The sequence below is a fragment of the Pseudomonas sp. Sample_11 genome (assembly GCF_004307505.1).
Taxonomy (GTDB): Bacteria; Pseudomonadota; Gammaproteobacteria; order Pseudomonadales; family Pseudomonadaceae; genus Aquipseudomonas; species Aquipseudomonas atacamensis.
Window position 1 is genome coordinate 1 of sequence record NZ_RCOD01000088.1, and the last position, 16,314, is coordinate 16,314.

15 protein-coding genes and 1 tRNA gene are annotated in these 16,314 nt (G+C 60.9%); 10 read left to right on the top strand and 6 right to left on the bottom strand.

Going from position 1 to position 16,314, the window contains the following annotated elements; translation table 11 throughout:
* Window position 1: 1 nt before the first annotated feature.
* A tRNA-Arg gene (locus tag D8U60_RS23705) sits at window positions 2–78 on the bottom strand.
* 433 nt (window positions 79–511) lie between these two features.
* Here D8U60_RS23705 and gabD point away from each other — a divergent pair.
* From gabD to D8U60_RS23720, 3 genes are all read left to right on the top strand, one after another.
* On the top strand, window positions 512–1,954 hold the full coding sequence (gene gabD, locus D8U60_RS23710) for an NADP-dependent succinate-semialdehyde dehydrogenase (RefSeq protein ID WP_024011131.1): 1,443 nt from the start codon (window positions 512–514) through the stop codon (window positions 1,952–1,954).
* Window positions 1,955–2,139: 185 nt separating this feature from the next.
* The gene (gene gabT / locus D8U60_RS23715; protein ID WP_016772251.1) at window positions 2,140–3,417 is read left to right on the top strand and encodes a 4-aminobutyrate--2-oxoglutarate transaminase; all 1,278 of its coding nucleotides are present in this window, start codon (window positions 2,140–2,142) and stop codon (window positions 3,415–3,417) included.
* A gap of 134 nt (window positions 3,418–3,551) precedes the next feature.
* Complete coding sequence (locus D8U60_RS23720; RefSeq protein WP_130901060.1) at window positions 3,552–4,763, top strand: response regulator; 1,212 nt, start codon at window positions 3,552–3,554, stop codon at window positions 4,761–4,763.
* 135 nt (window positions 4,764–4,898) lie between these two features.
* Here D8U60_RS23720 and D8U60_RS23730 read toward each other — a convergent pair whose 3' ends face one another.
* Together D8U60_RS23730 and desA are read right to left on the bottom strand one after the other, a co-directional pair.
* Complete coding sequence (locus D8U60_RS23730; RefSeq protein WP_122508376.1) at window positions 4,899–5,888, bottom strand: sensor domain-containing diguanylate cyclase; 990 nt, start codon at window positions 5,886–5,888, stop codon at window positions 4,899–4,901.
* A 195-nt stretch (window positions 5,889–6,083) separates the two neighbouring features.
* On the bottom strand, window positions 6,084–7,268 hold the full coding sequence (gene desA, locus D8U60_RS23735; RefSeq protein ID WP_016772248.1) for a delta-9 fatty acid desaturase DesA: 1,185 nt from the start codon (window positions 7,266–7,268) through the stop codon (window positions 6,084–6,086).
* Window positions 7,269–7,415: 147 nt separating this feature from the next.
* Between desA and dibA the strand changes: the two genes are divergently transcribed.
* The 6 genes from dibA (at window position 7,416) to D8U60_RS23765 (ending at window position 13,838) form a co-directional block, all read left to right on the top strand.
* Complete coding sequence (gene dibA, locus D8U60_RS23740) at window positions 7,416–9,335, top strand: phosphodiesterase DibA (RefSeq protein ID WP_130901061.1); 1,920 nt, start codon at window positions 7,416–7,418, stop codon at window positions 9,333–9,335.
* A 298-nt stretch (window positions 9,336–9,633) separates the two neighbouring features.
* Window positions 9,634–9,816 carry a sulfur starvation response protein OscA gene (gene oscA, locus D8U60_RS23745; protein ID WP_007917682.1) on the top strand — a complete coding sequence of 61 codons (183 nt, stop codon included), beginning with the start codon at window positions 9,634–9,636 and terminating at the stop codon, window positions 9,814–9,816.
* Window positions 9,817–9,955: 139 nt separating this feature from the next.
* Window positions 9,956–10,969 (top strand): sulfate ABC transporter substrate-binding protein, encoded by a 1,014-nt coding sequence (locus D8U60_RS23750; protein ID WP_130901062.1) that lies wholly within the window; start codon window positions 9,956–9,958, stop codon window positions 10,967–10,969.
* A 172-nt stretch (window positions 10,970–11,141) separates the two neighbouring features.
* Window positions 11,142–11,960, top strand: a complete 819-nt coding sequence (gene cysT / locus D8U60_RS23755; protein ID WP_016772245.1) for a sulfate ABC transporter permease subunit CysT — start codon at window positions 11,142–11,144, stop codon at window positions 11,958–11,960.
* A gap of 12 nt (window positions 11,961–11,972) precedes the next feature.
* Window positions 11,973–12,845, top strand: coding sequence for a sulfate ABC transporter permease subunit CysW (cysW, locus tag D8U60_RS23760; protein ID WP_007917679.1), 873 nt, complete (start codon window positions 11,973–11,975; stop codon window positions 12,843–12,845).
* Window positions 12,846–12,848: 3 nt separating this feature from the next.
* Window positions 12,849–13,838, top strand: coding sequence for a sulfate ABC transporter ATP-binding protein (locus D8U60_RS23765; RefSeq protein WP_016772244.1), 990 nt, complete (start codon window positions 12,849–12,851; stop codon window positions 13,836–13,838).
* Window positions 13,839–13,926: 88 nt separating this feature from the next.
* Here the strand turns inward: D8U60_RS23765 and D8U60_RS23770 are convergent, their stop codons facing one another.
* Entirely contained in the window at window positions 13,927–14,454 is a 528-nt protein-coding gene (locus D8U60_RS23770; protein WP_130901063.1) for an Mpo1-like protein, read from the bottom strand.
* 84 nt (window positions 14,455–14,538) lie between these two features.
* Between D8U60_RS23770 and D8U60_RS23775 the strand changes: the two genes are divergently transcribed.
* Window positions 14,539–15,216, top strand: a complete 678-nt coding sequence (locus tag D8U60_RS23775; protein WP_122698853.1) for a Crp/Fnr family transcriptional regulator — start codon at window positions 14,539–14,541, stop codon at window positions 15,214–15,216.
* A 159-nt stretch (window positions 15,217–15,375) separates the two neighbouring features.
* On the opposite strand, the gene uraH is transcribed toward D8U60_RS23775, so the two are convergent.
* Together uraH and D8U60_RS23785 are read right to left on the bottom strand one after the other, a co-directional pair.
* The gene (uraH, locus tag D8U60_RS23780; RefSeq protein ID WP_130901064.1) at window positions 15,376–15,786 is read right to left on the bottom strand and encodes a hydroxyisourate hydrolase; all 411 of its coding nucleotides are present in this window, start codon (window positions 15,784–15,786) and stop codon (window positions 15,376–15,378) included.
* An 11-nt stretch (window positions 15,787–15,797) separates the two neighbouring features.
* Window positions 15,798–16,283: a heme-binding protein gene (locus tag D8U60_RS23785; protein WP_041477439.1), complete on the bottom strand. Its 486-nt coding sequence runs from the start codon at window positions 16,281–16,283 to the stop codon at window positions 15,798–15,800.
* Window positions 16,284–16,314: the final 31 nt, after the last annotated feature.

Genomic DNA, 16,314 nt, shown 5'->3' on the forward strand with positions numbered 1-16,314 from the left:
ATGGTGCACCAGGCGGGATTCGAACCCACGACCCCTGCCTTCGGAGGGCAGTACTCTATCCAGCTGAGCTACTGGTGCAGCGGGCGACATCATACCTAGGTCGGCTCGGGGCGTCCATGCCGGGTTTGGCGGGTTTTGTCAGTGTGCGTGTCGACACAAAATCGCTGCATTCCTTAAAGCGGTAACGTCCTGCAAAACCCTCGCTTGGCGCTTTGCCGGGGTTGATCTAAGGTTTTTCCTGCGGCAAGGGTTTTCGGTACGTTGATCTGAAAAGCGGCATTTTTGTTCTTTTTTTCGAACGACCTATTGTCCTTTACCCCCTTTGAACCTACGATCCGTTTGAGATTTCAAACGCTCTTTGGCGGGATGTTGCAGCGCAAGTGCGCCCGGTCGTGCACTGTTGATGCGCCACAATCCGCTCACTGATTTCCCTGACGGCAGCCTTGCGAGGCGCCTTTCTACAATCATAATTTGCTCCGCGCAGGCCGCGGTGCTGTTAAGGAAAGCCGACATGCAGCTTAAAGACACCCAGTTGTTCCGCCAGCAAGCCTTCATCGATGGCGCTTGGGTCGATGCCGACAACGGTCAGACGATCAAGGTCAACAACCCGGCCACCGGCGAAATCCTCGGCACCGTGCCGAAGATGGGCGCCGCTGAAACCCGCCGTGCCATCGAGGCCGCCGACAAGGCGCTGCCGGCCTGGCGTGCGCTGACCGCCAAAGAGCGTGCCGGCAAGCTGCGTCGCTGGTTCGAACTGATGATCGAGAACCAGGACGACCTCGCGCGCCTGATGACCCTCGAGCAGGGCAAGCCGCTGGCCGAAGCCAAGGGCGAAATCGTTTACGCCGCATCGTTCATCGAGTGGTTCGCCGAAGAAGCCAAGCGCATCTACGGTGATGTGATTCCAGGCCACCAGCCGGACAAGCGCCTGATCGTGATCAAGCAGCCGATCGGCGTCACCGCTGCGATCACCCCGTGGAACTTCCCGGCGGCAATGATCACCCGCAAGGCCGGCCCGGCGCTGGCCGCCGGTTGCACCATGGTGCTCAAGCCAGCATCGCAAACTCCATTTTCCGCTTTCGCCCTCGCCGAACTGGCTCAGCGCGCGGGCATTCCGGCGGGTGTGTTCAGCGTGGTGTCCGGCAGCGCCGGTGACATCGGCAGCGAGCTGACCAGCAACCCGATCGTGCGCAAACTGTCCTTCACCGGCTCGACCGAAATCGGTCGCCAGTTGATGGCCGAATGCGCCAAGGACATCAAGAAAGTCTCGCTGGAACTGGGCGGCAACGCGCCGTTCATCGTGTTCGACGACGCCGATCTGGATAAGGCCGTCGAAGGCGCGATCATTTCCAAGTACCGCAACAACGGTCAGACCTGCGTCTGCGCCAACCGTCTGTACATTCAGGACGCGGTCTACGATGCGTTCGCCGAGAAGCTGAAAGTGGCTGTGGCCAAACTGAAGATCGGCAACGGTCTGGAAGACGGCACCACCACCGGACCGCTGATCGACGAAAAAGCCGTGGCCAAGGTTCAGGAACACATCGCTGACGCCGTAAGCAAAGGCGCCACCGTACTGGCGGGCGGCAAGGCGATGGAAGGCAATTTCTTCGAGCCGACCATCCTGACCAACGTGCCGAAAAACGCGGCCGTGGCCAAGGAAGAAACCTTCGGTCCGCTGGCGCCGCTGTTCCGCTTCAAAGACGAAGCCGAAGTGATCGCCATGTCCAACGACACCGAATTCGGTCTGGCTTCTTACTTCTACGCTCGTGACCTCGGCCGTGTGTTCCGTGTCGCCGAAGCGCTGGAGTACGGCATGGTCGGCGTCAACACCGGGCTGATCTCCAACGAAGTCGCGCCGTTCGGCGGCATCAAGGCCTCGGGCCTGGGCCGTGAAGGCTCCAAGTACGGCATCGAAGACTACCTGGAAATCAAATACCTCTGCCTGGGCATCTAAGCCGGGAAAGGGATTGCTGCAAACGCAAAGGGCACGAGAGCGCTGTCCCTTTGCGTCGTTTCAAACAGGAAATTTCTCTGCGGCCAGGAACGCCGTGGCAGTCGATCATCGCATGCTGCCACCGCCGATTCCTCCCGCTTCATCCTTGAACCACGCCGCCCGATGAGCGGCGAATGAGGACTGTAATGAGCAAGACTAACGCTGAACTGATGGCCCGCCGCACCAATGCCGTACCTCGTGGTGTTGGCCAGATTCACCCGATCTTCGCCGAGTCGGCAAAGAACGCCACCGTGACCGACGTTGAAGGTCGCGAGTTCATCGACTTCGCTGGCGGTATCGCTGTACTGAACACCGGCCACGTGCACCCGAAAATCATCGCCGCCGTGACTGAACAGCTGAACAAGCTGACCCACACCTGCTTCCAGGTACTGGCCTACGAGCCGTACGTTGAGCTGTGCGAAAAAATCAACGCCAAGGTGCCAGGTGATTTCGCCAAGAAAACCCTGCTGGTCACCACCGGTTCCGAAGCCGTTGAAAACGCCGTGAAGATCGCCCGTGCCGCCACTGGCCGCGCTGGCGTGATTGCCTTCACCGGCGCTTACCACGGTCGCACCATGATGACCCTGGGTTTGACCGGTAAAGTTGTGCCGTACTCGGCGGGCATGGGCCTGATGCCAGGCGGCATCTTCCGCGCGTTGTACCCGAACGAACTGCATGGCGTGAGCATCGACGATTCGATCGCTTCCATCGAACGCATCTTCAAGAACGACGCCGAGCCGAAAGACATCGCTGCAATCATCATCGAGCCGGTGCAGGGCGAAGGCGGTTTCTACGTCGCGCCGAAGGAATTCATGAAGCGTCTGCGTGCGCTGTGCGACCAGCACGGCATCCTGCTGATCGCTGACGAAGTGCAGACCGGCGCTGGCCGTACCGGCACCTTCTTCGCCATGGAACAGATGGGCGTTGCCGCCGACCTGACCACTTTCGCCAAGTCCATCGCTGGCGGCTTCCCGCTGGCCGGCGTGTGCGGCAAGGCCGAATACATGGACGCCATTGCTCCAGGCGGCCTGGGCGGCACTTACGCCGGTAGCCCGATCGCTTGCGCCGCTGCGCTGGCAGTCATGGAAGTGTTTGAAGAAGAGCAACTGCTGGACCGCTGCAAGGCTGTCGGCGAGCGCCTGGTCACCGGTTTGAAGGCGATTCAGGCCAAGTACCCGGTGATCGGTGAAGTGCGTGCGCTGGGCGCAATGATCGCGGTCGAGCTGTTCGAAAACGGCGACAGCCACAAGCCGAACCCGACTGCTGTGGCTGCCGTGGTGGCCAAGGCGCGTGACAAGGGCCTGATCCTGCTGTCCTGCGGCACTTACGGTAACGTGCTGCGTGTGCTGGTTCCGCTGACGTCGCCGGACGAGCAACTGGACAAAGGCCTGGCGATCATCGAAGAGTGCTTCTCTGAACTCTGATCCATTGCTGTGACCCGCTCGACAAAAACCCGCTTCGGCGGGTTTTTTTCGTCCCTTGAAACACATCGGACGGGTTTGCGCTGTATCGAATCGCCAGCATTGGCTAAGGTTCAGACATTGCAAGGAGAGCGCGCATGACTGCCGTTGATTTACCCGCCGTACCCCGGGTGTTGATTGCCGAGGCTGATCCCTGGTCCCGCGACCTGCTCAAACAAGTGCTGCTCAACGTGCGCTGCGATGCGCGCCTGGATTTGTGTGCCGATGGCCAGCAGGCGATGTCGTTGCTCAACGAGGTGCCCTATGACTTGGCCATCGTCGATTGGGAGCTGCCTGGCATCGACGGATTGCATGTGCTGCGCAGCGTCCGCCAGCGCAAACGCAATCCGCCGTTGCCGTTCATTCTGATGAGCAGCCGCAACGACAGCGCCAGCGTGCGCGAAGCGATTCCGCTGGCGCCGACGGCGTACCTGACCAAACCGTTGAACATGGAAGGCCTGACCGAGCGCTTGCAGGGGTTGCTGCTCAACGCTGGCGAAGCAGTGGTTTGCGAAGTGCCGGCACTGGCGCCGGGCATGACCCTGTCGGTGTTCCTTGAGCGGCGTCGCGAGCAGGCCGATGGCGCGCCGTTGATGACCGACGTGCAAGTGGCGGTCAAGCGCAGCCTCAATCCCGAGGGGCTCGACCTCAAGCTGCTGGAGGAAGAGGTCCGCACCGATCCGCAGATTACCGCCGTGCTGATCGCAGCCGCCAACAGTGCCGCGCAACACTACGGCGCGCCGGTGCAAACCCTGGCCCAGGCGCTGCACCGACTCGGCACCGGGCAGAGCATGAACCTGATTCTCGGGCTGGCGCTCAAACGCAGCGCGCGGCTCAGCGATCCATGCCTGGCGGATTACGCCGAGCGCTATTGGGGGCTGTCACTGCACACGGCGGAATACGCCCGCACGCTGGCACGCCTGCTCGATCTGGATCAGGAGCGCTGCTATTGCGCGGGCATGCTGCATCGGCTCGGTGATCTGGCGCTGCTGCGCTGCCTGCAGGAATGGCAGCAAGCTGGCGGCGAACTGGACGAGTTGGAGGAGGTCGGTGAAGCGTTGGCGAAGTTTGGCGCCTCTTATGGCTCGGCATTGCGCACCCGCTGGCGTCTGCCGCTGGAGTTGCGCGAGTTGATTGCTTCGGCCTACCAGCTCGGTGGTGGCGTTTACAGTCGCGAGGCGCTGGTGATGCACATGGCTGCGCAGATGGCGCGGCTGACCGAGCACGAAGGCGTAGAGGAGCTGGCGAAGAGCCGGACGGCGCGATTGCTCAAGATCGGGCTGCCGGAGTTGATGCGGATGCGCAAATGACAGATCACCACATTCCAATGTGGGAGCGAGCCTGCTCGCGAAGGCGCCAGCGCAGGCAACATTTTTGTTGAAGGTGCAGGCCTCATCGCGGGCAAGCCCGCTCCCACAGGAATTGCGGCAGCCACAAAATACGGATCAGGCCGCAATGATCCGGTTCTTGCCCTGCCGTTTCGCCTCGTACATCGCGGCATCCGCGCGGGCGAACAGGCTGTCCAGGCTCTTGTCTTCGTCGGTGAGGTTGGTCAGGCCCTGGCTAACTGTGATGCTGAATGCTTGGCCGTCGTGGTTGAAGCGCAGTCGCTGGATCTCCTGTTGCAGGCGCTCCGCCACTTGCACGGCCATCTCCGGCGCGCAGCCGGGAAACACCGCGGCGAACTCCTCACCGCCAATCCGCCCGAACAGGTCGCCACGGCGCAATGAGCCGCGCCCGCATTCGGCGATCCGTTGCAGCACATTGTCGCCTTCGGGGTGGCCGTAGCTGTCGTTGATCACTTTGAAATCGTCGATGTCCAGCAGCAGGAAGGCCAGCGGTGTGCCTTGGCGGCGGGCCTCGGCGAACTCGCGGTGGGCGCATTCGAAGAAATGGCGGCGGTTGCTGCTTTGCGTCAGCACATCGGTGGTGGCCAAGCGTTGCAGCTCGGTTTCCATGTGTTTTTTGTCGGTGATGTCTTCGGCGATGCCGACGATGATCACCGGCTGCCCGGGCTCGTCCTGGCGATTGATAAAGCATTTGTCGCTGAGCCAGCGCACCTGGCCATCGGCCGCGATGATGCGGTACTCGCGATCTTCCACCGCACCTCGGTGCAGGACTTCGGCGAGGCTCTGCTCGGCGTACTCCAGATCATCGGGGTAAATGCTGTCGCGCCATTGGTTGTAGTCTGCCAGCAACAACGCGGCGGAACGGCCGAAGATCCGTTCATAGGCCGGACTGACGTACAGCACCTGGCGGGTTTCCCAGTTGAAAGCCCAGAGTACGGCGTTGACGCTGACCAGCAGCGAACTGATCAATTGTTCGCGCTCGCTCAGGCGCGCGACTTCGCCCTGCGCATGCATCAGCGCCATCAGCGTTTGCGCGGCCTCAGGCCATTGGGTGAAGGATGTGTCTTTCTGGTTGTTGTTGACCATCGGCACAAATCTCAAAGGGCGCGCCGCAATGTCGACAACGGCCACAGGACAGCCCGCCGGGATGGCGAAGTGTCTTTGAGATAGGGGATTTTCGGCGAAGTTCCCGGCCATTACCGAGTCCCGCCGGGCGGCGGGGTTAAGGAGGCGACGTGTGCAACGAGGCTGCGATCTTCGAGATCACAGCCTCATTGCCGGTCAGGCAGTCGCAGGACGCAGCGAGTAGGTTTTCAGCTGATCAGCAAAGTCACGCAACGACTGGATGCCACTGGCCTCGGCCTCGTGAATCCATTCCTTGATGGCAGCGAGCATGTCGTGGCCATTGGAACTGGTCTTGACCCAGATCTGCTGCAAAGCCAGGCGTTTCTCGTAGATCACTTTCAGCGCATGGCTGTGTTCGAGCATGGTCTGGATGCGCAAGTGATGACGGTCTTCCAGCAGGCTGGTTTCCCGCGACAGCAGGCGTTTGGCCCGGTGGAACTGGTGGCGCACCGAATGATCGACCTTGGCCAGCTCTTGCTTGACCAGCGGGCCGATCACCAATTTGCGGTACTGGGCCATGATCTGGAAGCGGTTGTTGAGGATCGCCATGGCGGTGTCCATGTCCAGGCTGCCCTTGCCTTCGACGCGGTGGGCAATCGGTGCGACCCGCTGCACCTTGGCCAGACGCAGGAAGCAGAAGACCTTGATCCACGCCCAGCCGAGGTCGAATTCCCACTTCTTCACCGACAGCTTGGCGGAGTTGGGGTAGGTGTGATGGTTGTTGTGCAGCTCTTCGCCGCCGATCAGGATGCCCCACGGCACCAGATTGGTCGCCGCGTCACGGCATTCGAAGTTGCGGTAGCCGACGGCATGGCCCAGACCGTTGATCACGCCAGCGGCCCACACCGGAATCCACATCATCTGGATCGCCCAGATGGTGATGCCGATGGTGCCGAACAGTAGCAGGTCGATCACACCCATGATCGCCACGCCCAGCAGCGGATAGCGGCTGTAGACGTTGCGTTCGATCCAGTCTTCCGGGCAGTTCTTGCCGTAGATGCGCAGCGTTTCCGGGTTCTGCGCTTCGCTGCGGTACAGCTCGGCACCGGTGCGCAGCACCGTGGACAGACCCTTGATGACCGGGCTGTGCGGGTCATCTTCGGTTTCGCATTTGGCGTGATGTTTGCGGTGGATGGCGGTCCACTCGCGGGTGTTCTGCGCCGTGGTCAGCCACAGCCAGAAACGGAAAAAGTGCTTGAGACCCGCATTCAGCTCGAGCGAGCGGTGGGCCGAGTAACGGTGCAGATAGACCGTGACGGCAACAATCGTCACATGGGTCATCAGCAGGGTGACCGCGACCAGTGACCAGGCCGACAAGCCAAGAAAACCTTCGTACCACATAGGCTATAGGGCCCTCGATAAAGATAAAAACAGCCGTTGCATTATCACTAAGCACACAGATAAAACCAGTCGCCCTTTCAGATAAGAAGTCGCTGAATGTTTCTTGACCTATAATTCCAACCTTTTTGTAGGGACATGGACGACCGAATGTCTGCGACTTACCGCGATGCCTTGCGTGCAGCGCTGCTCTACCTCGTACTGGCCGCCCTGTGGCTGCAAGTTTCTGATCATTTATTAAGCAGATTCTTCGATGACTCCCGTGAGCTGACCCATTGGCAACTGATCAACGGTTATCTGCTGGCTACGATCAGCGCCGGGCTGATTTTTCTCGCGCGGGCGCGGCTGTGTCGGTTTCTCGGCATCGGTGCCCGCCTGCGCGAGCGCCACAGCGACCGTGAGCGTCTGCGTCAGGCGGCCGCCGTGTTCGATTGCACCCGTGAAGGCGTGCTGGTTACCGATCACCGGGGCCTGATCGTCCACGTCAACCGCGCCTTTATCGAGATCACCGGTTATCGGCGCGACGAAGTCATCGGCCAGCAGCCGAGTCTGTTCAAGTCCGGCCATCATCCGCCGGGCTTCTATCAGGCGATGTTCGCCACCCTTGAGGCTGAAGGTGAATGGAGCGGCGAGATCTGGAACCGGCGCAAGACCGGCGAGATTTATCCACAGTGGCAGACCATTCGGGTGATTAACGATGATTTCGGCCGGCTCAGCCATTACGTGGCGGTGTTCTCCGACATCAGTGCGATCAAGGATTCCGAGTCCGAACTCAAACACCTGGCGCATCACGATCCGTTGACCGATCTGCCCAATCGCCTGCTGTTCAGCGACCGCGCCGAGCAGGCGTTGTCTTCCGCGCAGACACACAAGCGTGGCTGCGCGCTGCTGATGCTCGATCTGGATCATTTCAAGATGATCAACGACAGCCTCGGGCATAACGTCGGCGACCGATTGCTCAAAGCGGTGGCGACGCGGTTGCAGGCATTGTTCGGCCCCGGCATCACCCTCGCACGGCTCGGCGGTGACGAGTTCGCGGTGCTCGCGGAAAGTTGTCCACAGCCGGCCCAGGCCGCCGCGCTGGCGCAACGGACTCTGGACGCCTTGAAGGAGCCGGTGCTGGTAGATGGCAATCAACTGTTCATCAACGCAAGCATCGGTATCAGCCTGTTTCCCAGCGATGCCCTCAGCGCAGAGCAGTTGTTACGCAACGCCGACAGCGCGCTGTTCAAGGCCAAAAGCAGCGGGCGCAATGGCTACGCGCTGTACACCGAAGAACTGACCGCCCATGCCCAGCAACGGGTCGAAATCGCCTTCGAGCTGCGCCGTGCACTGGAGCAGGAGGAGTTGCGCGTCTACTACCAACCGGTGCATGACCTGCACAGCAGCCGTCTGATCGGCGTCGAGGCACTGGTGCGCTGGCAGCATCCGCAGCGCGGGCTGGTGTCGCCGGCAGAATTCATTCCGATTGCCGAGCGCACCGGGCTGATCGCCGAGATCGATGCCTGGGTGATGCAGCAGGCCTGCCGACAGATGTGCCAATGGCAGCAGAGCGGTGTGGTGCTGGCGTTCGTCGCGGTGAATGTTTCGTCGCGGCTGTTTGCCCGGCGTGAGCTTTACCAGCAGGTGGCGCAGGTGCTGCACGACACCGGGCTGGATCCGGCGTATCTGGAGCTGGAAGTTACCGAAAGCGCGGTGATGGACGATCCCGAAGTGGCGCTGGAACAGATGCATCGCTTGCGCGAGCTGGGTGTGCGTCTGGCCATCGATGATTTCGGCACCGGTTATTCGTCGTTGCTGCGGCTTAAGCGCCTGCCGGTGCAGAAACTCAAGATCGATCAGGGCTTCGTCGCCGGGTTGCCGTGGGATGAGGATGACGTGGCGATTGTCCGGGTGATCATCGCGCTGGCGCGGAGCATGGGTATGCAGGTGCATGCCGAGGGGATCGAGCAGGCTGAGCAGGCGGCATTTCTGTTGGCGCAGGAATGCGATCTGGGGCAGGGCTACTGGTTTGGGCGGCCGGTGTCTGCGGATCGGCTTGATTGGGCGAAAACGCCATTGATTGGCTGAAAAGACCTATCTGGCTATCACCGACCTTGTGGTGAGGGGATTTATCCCCGTTGGGTCGCGTAGCGGCCCCAAGAAATGGGACTGCTACGCAGTCCAACGGGGATGAATCCCCTCGCCACAAGTTCTCTTGACGAGTTCAAATCAGCGCAAACTCCTTGCCCTCGCTCATAATGTTTTCTAGTTATATAAACATTCTTAAATAGTCTTTTTAAGAATATCCATGCCTCTCTTATATTGCTCCCACGCCGAACGCAGTGCCGCCCACTGCCAGGCAAATCCCCTTCAAAGGAGCAGCACCATGAGCGCATCCCTTCGCAGCGTTGACGGTCAGGACGAAAGCACCATCTTGCGGGAAATCCAGAGCGCCCTGCGCGATCTGCGGTTCGGCGCGGTGGAGATCACTGTGCACAACGCGCAAGTCGTACAGATCGAACGCAAAGAGAAATTCCGTTTGCAGCAACCCGGTAAGCAACCGGGCTGAGATCAAAAGATCGCAGCCTTCGGCGGCTCCTACAGGGGGCTGTGTGCAGGAGCTGGCGAAGGCGGCGATCTTTGAAACGGGACCGATTCCAGCAATACATAAGAACAAGCCACCACCAGGAATTCCAGGAGCTTTCACCATGTCGTCGATTCGCCGTTATGCTTTGGCCGCGCTGGCCAGTGCCGTGTTTGCCGGTTCCGCCGTTGCCAAGGATTACGAGCTGCTCAACGTGTCGTATGACCCGACGCGGGAGCTGTATCAGGAATACAACGCCGAATTCATCAAGTTCTGGCAGCAGGATCATGCCGGCGACACGGTGAAAATCCAGCAGTCCCATGGCGGTTCGGGCAAGCAGGGCCGTGCGGTGATCGACGGTCTGCGGGCTGACGTGGTGACCCTGGCCCTGGCTGGCGACATCGATGAAATCGCCAAGCTCGGCAAGAGCCTGCCCGCCGACTGGCAGAAGCGTCTGCCGGAAGCGAGCACGCCGTACACCTCGACCATCGTGTTCCTGGTGCGCAAGGGCAACCCGAAAGGCATCAAGGACTGGGGCGATCTGGTCAAGAACGACGTCTCGGTGATTACGCCGAACCCGAAAACCTCGGGCGGTGCGCGCTGGAACTTCCTCGCCGCTTGGGCCTATGGCCTGAAAGCCAACGGCGGAGATGAAGCCAAGGCGAAGGAATACGTACAGGCTCTGTTCAAGCACGTGCCGATCCTTGACACCGGCGCCCGTGGTTCGACCATTACCTTCGTCAACAACGGTCAGGGCGACGTGTTGCTGGCCTGGGAAAACGAAGCGTTCCTGGCGCTGAAAGAAGACGGCGGCGCAGACAAGTTCGATATCGTCGTGCCGTCGCTGTCGATCCTCGCCGAACCACCCGTGGCGGTGGTCGACAAGAATGCCGAGAAGAAGGGCAACGCGCAGATCGCCGAAGCCTACCTCAAGCATCTGTACAGCCCGGCCGGCCAGGAAATCGCCGCGAAAAACTTCTATCGTCCACGTGACAAGGACGTAGCGGCCAAGTACGCCCAGCAGTTCCCGAAACTGGAACTGGTGACCATCGACAAGGACTTCGGCGGCTGGAAATCCGCGCAGCCGAAATTCTTCAACGACGGCGGCGTGTTCGACCAGATCTATCAGGCGCAGTAATCTGACTTCAGCCACACAGCAAGCCTGAAGCCAGGCGCGGCAAATGTGGGAGCGAGCCTGCTCGCGAAAGCGGAGTGTCAGACGACCTAGAGTTGATTGATACTCCCTCTTCGCGAGCAAGCTCGCTCTCACATTGATGCGTTCAGCGGAATGCTTTTAACCAGGGACTCTTATGTCGCGTCGTATCTCCCCCGTCATACCCGGCTTCGGGCTGACGCTGGGTTACACCTTGGTGTACCTCAGCCTGATTGTGCTTATCCCGCTGGCGGCGATGTTCGTCCACGCCGCCCAGCTGACCTGGGATCAGTTCTGGACGATCATCTCCGCACCGCGGGTGCTGGCGGCGTTGAAGCTGAGCTTCGGCACCGCGCTGTGTGCGGCGATCATCAACGGCATCATCGGTACATTGCTGGCCTGGGTGCTGGTGCGCTACACCTTCCCCGGGCGCAAGGTGATCGACGCGATGATCGATCTGCCGTTCGCCCTGCCGACAGCCGTGGCCGGTATCGCGCTGACCGCGCTGTACGCGCCGGCCGGGCTGGTCGGGCAATTTGCCGCTGACCTCGGTTTCAAAATCGCCTACACCCCGCTGGGCATCACCCTCGCACTGACCTTCGTCACGCTGCCGTTCGTGGTGCGCACGGTGCAGCCGGTGCTGGCCGATATTCCCCGTGAAGTCGAAGAAGCGGCGGCGTGCCTGGGTGCGAAGCCATGGCAGGTATTCCGCCACATTCTGGTTCCGGCCTTGCTGCCCGCCTGGCTGACCGGTTTTGCGCTGGCCTTTGCGCGTGGCGTCGGCGAGTACGGTTCGGTGATTTTCATTGCCGGCAACATGCCGATGAAAACCGAGATCCTGCCGCTGCTGATCATGGTCAAACTCGACCAGTACGATTACACCGGCGCTACCGCCATCGGCGTACTGATGCTGGTGGTTTCCTTCATCCTGTTGCTGCTGATCAACTTGCTGCAGCGGCGCATCGAAACCCCCTAAGGAGGCGCGAACATGTCCCAATCGTCCATTGCGGCCGCCTCTTCGGCCAACGCTGCGCGCCGTGGCAGTGCCACTTCGCGCAGAATCCTGATCGGTCTTGGCTGGCTGATCTTTTTCCTGTTTCTGTTGCTGCCGTTGTTCATCGTGGTGTCGCAGGGTTTGAAGAATGGCCTCGGTGCGTTCTTCACCGCGATCTTTGAGCCGGACGCGCTTTCGGCATTGAAACTCACCGTGTTCGCCGTGCTGATCTCGGTGCCGCTGAACCTGGTGTTTGGCGTCAGTGCGGCATGGTGCGTGAGCAAATACTCGTTCCGTGGCAAGAGCATGCTGGTGACGCTGATCGACCTGCCGTTCTCGGTGTCGCCGGTGATTGCCGGTCTGGTCTACGTGCTGATGTTCGGTGCGCAGGGCCTGTTCGGGCCGTGGTTGCAGGATCACGACATCCAGATCGTCTTCGCCCTGCCGGGCATCGTGCTGGCGACGATTTTTGTCACCGTGCCGTTCGTGGCCCGTGAACTGATTCCGCTGATGCAGGAACAAGGCACCCAAGAGGAAGAAGCCGCGCGTCTGCTCGGCGCCAATGGCTGGCAGATGTTCTGGCACGTCACCGTGCCCAACATCAAGTGGGGCCTGATTTACGGCGTGGTGCTGTGTACCGCGCGGGCTATGGGCGAGTTCGGTGCGGTGTCGGTGGTTTCCGGGCACATTCGCGGGGTGACCAACACCTTGCCGCTGCACGTCGAGATCCTCTACAACGAATACAACCACGTTGCCGCGTTCGCCGTGGCGAGCCTGTTGCTGATCCTGGCGCTCTTCATCCTGCTGCTCAAGCAGTGGAGCGAAAACCGTATCAACCGCCTGCGCGCCAGCGCCGCGGAGGAATAATTCATGTCGATCGAAGTGCGTAACGTCAGCAAGAATTTCAACGCGTTCAAGGCGCTGGACAACATCAGCCTGGATATCCACAGCGGTGAGCTGGTCGCGCTGCTTGGCCCGTCGGGCTGCGGCAAGACCACGCTGCTGCGGATTATTGCCGGTCTGGAAACTCCGGATCAGGGCAACATCGTTTTTCACGGCGAGGACGTTTCCGGCCACGATGTGCGTGATCGTAACGTTGGTTTCGTGTTCCAGCATTACGCCTTGTTCCGCCACATGACGGTGTTCGACAACGTCGCGTTCGGCCTGCGCATGAAACCGAAAAACCAGCGCCCGAGCGAAAGCCAGATCGCCACCAAGGTTCATGAATTGCTGAACATGGTGCAACTGGACTGGCTGTCGGATCGCTACCCGGAGCAGTTGTCCGGTGGCCAGCGTCAGCGCATCGCTTTGGCCCGTGCCCTGGCGGTGGAGCCGAAAGTGCTGCTGCTGGATGAACCGTTCGGCGCCCTCGACGCCAAGGTGCGCAAGGAACTGCGGCGCTGGCTGGCGCGGCTGCACGAAGACATCAACCTGACTTCGGTGTTCGTGACCCACGACCAGGAAGAAGCGATGGAAGTCGCCGACCGCATCGTAGTGATGAACAAGGGTGTGATCGAGCAGATCGGCTCACCGGGCGACGTCTACGAAAACCCGGCCAGCGATTTCGTCTATCACTTCCTCGGCGACTCGAATCGCTTGCTGCTGAGCGACGACAACCACGTGCTGTTCCGCCCGCACGAAGTATCGTTGTCCAAGCATGAGCTGGAAGATCACCACGCCGCTGAAGTGCGCGATATCCGCCCGCTGGGCGCGACTACCCGGGTGACCTTGAAAGTGGAGGGGCAGACCGATCTGATCGAAGCGGAAGTGGTCAAGGATCACGACAGCCTGATCGGCCTGGCCAAGGGTGAGACCTTGTTCTTCAAGCCGAAGGTCTGGCAGAAAGTCGCTAACCTCTAAGATCAAAAGATCGCAGCCTTCGGCAGCTCCTACAGGGAAACGCTTTTCAACCGTAGGAGCTGCCGCAGGCTGCGATCTTTCAAGCGGCCTAAGCCGCCGCTTTGCGATTCGGATTGATCCGCACCACCCCCGCCCGCAACTCGATCTCTTGTTTCAATTCCTGCCGCAGCCCGAGCAAGAACGCCAGCTCGGCCACGACAAACAACGGCCCGACAATCAGCCCGCTGATGTCATCGACAAATGCCGGTTTGCGCCCTTCATAGTGATGCCCGACAAACTGGATCACCCAGCCGATCACGAACATCGCCAGGCCGCTGCTCAGCCAGACCAGGGTGCTCTGCTGCGCCAGTGCATGTCCGGCCCACACCGACAGGCCCATCAGTACCGTCATCAACACGCCGAGCTTCAACTCCAGGCGCAGGTAAAACCACGCCGAGGCCAGCGCCACTAAAACGGCTGGAGATATCCACAACCCGCCCAGTGTCCATTGCGGCCGTGACAGCAGGACAGCCACCGCCACCACGATCAGCGGAATGCCGATAAAGTGGCTGGCGATGTTGCGCGGGTCGCGGTGGTAGGCGGCGTATTGACTGAGGTGGTCGACGAGGCTTTTCATTGTTGTTCCTCCAGTGGGGTTGAATGCATCATCCCTCGGGATCCGCGTTCGCTCTGTCGGGCAGGCGACACTCCAGGAGTGGTTATGCAAATTCGTGCACGGTTGCTCAGCGGCCAGTGGTTCAGCCATCTGCCTGCATCTTTTCAGGATAGCCTGCTGGCGCTGGCCCGGGAGCGGCGGCTGACGGCGGGACAACGACTGTTCCAGCGTGGCGATGCGCCGTGCGGTCTGTACGCGGTGCTCGATGGCGCAGTGCGTATCGGCGCGGTCAGCGAGCAAGGCAAGGAGGCGTTGTTGAGTCTGGTTGAGGCGCCGCACTGGTTCGGCGAAATCTGCCTGTTCGACGGCCAGCCACGCACCCATGACGCCTATGCGGTCGGGCCGTGTACCTTGCTGAATATTCCCCAGGCGGCGTTGCTCAAATTGCTCGACGAACAGCCGCAGTACTGGCGGCATCTGGCGCTGTTGATGAGCCACAAATTGCGCCTGGCCTTCATCAATCTCGAACAGCTGAGCCTGCTGCCAGCCCCGGCACGTCTGGCGCATCGCTTGCTGATGATCGCCGAAGGCTACGGCGAACTCGACGCACCGCGTCGGGTGCTGCAACTGCCGCAGGAGCAATTGGCGGCGATGCTGTCGCTGTCGCGGCAGACCACCAATCAGATCCTCAAGGATCTGCAGGGGCAGGGGATTATCGGGTTGGCCTACGGCGAGATCGAAATCCTCGATGCCGCAAGACTGCGTGCCTTGGCCACGATCTAAAAACTCACGCCGATCCAATGTCGGAACTGGCACCTGTGGCGAGGGGATTTATCCCCGCTGGGGCGCGAAGCGGCCCTGAAAAAGGGACTGCTGCGCACGCCAGCGGGGATAAATCCCCTCACCACAAAGGCTCACTCCTACAAAGGATCTGCGTTTGGATTACGAACCGCGATAGGTCGAGAAACCGTACGGGCTCAGCAGCAGCGGGATGTGGTAGTGCTGATCTGTCTGCTTGACCTGAAAGATCACCGGAATTTCCGGGAAGAACGTCTCGTGCTTGATCTTCTGGTAGTACTCGCCGGTCTTGAACACCACGCGGTATTCACCGGCTTCGAATGGCTGTTTGGCCGGGAACAGTTCGGCGATCCGCCCTTGTTCGTTGGTGGTGCCTTGGGCCAGTGGCTGCCAGTTTTCGCCGACGTGTTTTTCCAGGGTGACGTTGATGCCCGGTGACGGCAGGCCGTTTTCCAGGTTGAGCACGTGCACGCTCAACGGATTGCCGGCGGCCAGCGCCAGGCTCGAAACAGCGCTCAGGCCAAGGGCGGCGAGAGTCGTACGCAGAGTGGTCATGGTGGATCTCCTTAGTGGGAACGGGTGATGGTCAGGCCGGCTTTGTCGGCGGCGGCGCGGGCGCAGTTTTCGTCTTGCTCACCGCCGCCGGAACCGGCCACGCCCATCGCGCCGACCAGTTCGCTGCCGGCGAACAGCGGAATGCCGCCGCCGAGCAAGAGCAATTCATCGAGGGTGTTGAGGTTGGCGGTTTCCGGGTTGCTGCGGGCGCGCTCGGCGAACAGCCGCGTCGGCGTCTTGGTCGACAGCGCGGTGTAGGCCTTGCGCTGGCTGGCGGCGGTGTTGTGCGGGCCAACGCCGTCACCACGCAGAGTCACCAGCAGGTTGCCGCCACGGTCGAGCACCGACACCGTGCCGGTGCAACTGCTCATCGCCTTGTCCGCCAGCCAGCGTGCGGTTTTCAGGTCGAGATCGGCGTGGCGCGGCAGTTCTGGCGTGGCGCTCGCGGCGCCGCTGAGGCCGAGGATCAGGCTGGCGACAAGGTATTTGACGGTCATGTGCAGGCTCCGATTGAGAAGGTCTGCACCT

Coding starts and splice junctions, on each gene's coding strand:
- uraH (WP_130901064.1), bottom strand. CDS start 15,786: ATGACCACTCTGCGTACGACTCTCGCCGCCCTTGGCCTGAGCGCTGTT.
- D8U60_RS23720 (WP_130901060.1), top strand. CDS start 3,552: ATGACTGCCGTTGATTTACCCGCCGTACCCCGGGTGTTGATTGCCGAG.
- D8U60_RS23770 (WP_130901063.1), bottom strand. CDS start 14,454: ATGAAAAGCCTCGTCGACCACCTCAGTCAATACGCCGCCTACCACCGC.
- desA (WP_016772248.1), bottom strand. CDS start 7,268: ATGTGGTACGAAGGTTTTCTTGGCTTGTCGGCCTGGTCACTGGTCGCG.
- oscA (WP_007917682.1), top strand. CDS start 9,634: ATGAGCGCATCCCTTCGCAGCGTTGACGGTCAGGACGAAAGCACCATC.
- D8U60_RS23730 (WP_122508376.1), bottom strand. CDS start 5,888: ATGGTCAACAACAACCAGAAAGACACATCCTTCACCCAATGGCCTGAG.
- cysW (WP_007917679.1), top strand. CDS start 11,973: ATGTCCCAATCGTCCATTGCGGCCGCCTCTTCGGCCAACGCTGCGCGC.
- dibA (WP_130901061.1), top strand. CDS start 7,416: ATGTCTGCGACTTACCGCGATGCCTTGCGTGCAGCGCTGCTCTACCTC.
- gabT (WP_016772251.1), top strand. CDS start 2,140: ATGAGCAAGACTAACGCTGAACTGATGGCCCGCCGCACCAATGCCGTA.
- gabD (WP_024011131.1), top strand. CDS start 512: ATGCAGCTTAAAGACACCCAGTTGTTCCGCCAGCAAGCCTTCATCGAT.
- D8U60_RS23785 (WP_041477439.1), bottom strand. CDS start 16,283: ATGACCGTCAAATACCTTGTCGCCAGCCTGATCCTCGGCCTCAGCGGC.
- cysT (WP_016772245.1), top strand. CDS start 11,142: ATGTCGCGTCGTATCTCCCCCGTCATACCCGGCTTCGGGCTGACGCTG.
- D8U60_RS23775 (WP_122698853.1), top strand. CDS start 14,539: ATGCAAATTCGTGCACGGTTGCTCAGCGGCCAGTGGTTCAGCCATCTG.
- D8U60_RS23750 (WP_130901062.1), top strand. CDS start 9,956: ATGTCGTCGATTCGCCGTTATGCTTTGGCCGCGCTGGCCAGTGCCGTG.
- D8U60_RS23765 (WP_016772244.1), top strand. CDS start 12,849: ATGTCGATCGAAGTGCGTAACGTCAGCAAGAATTTCAACGCGTTCAAG.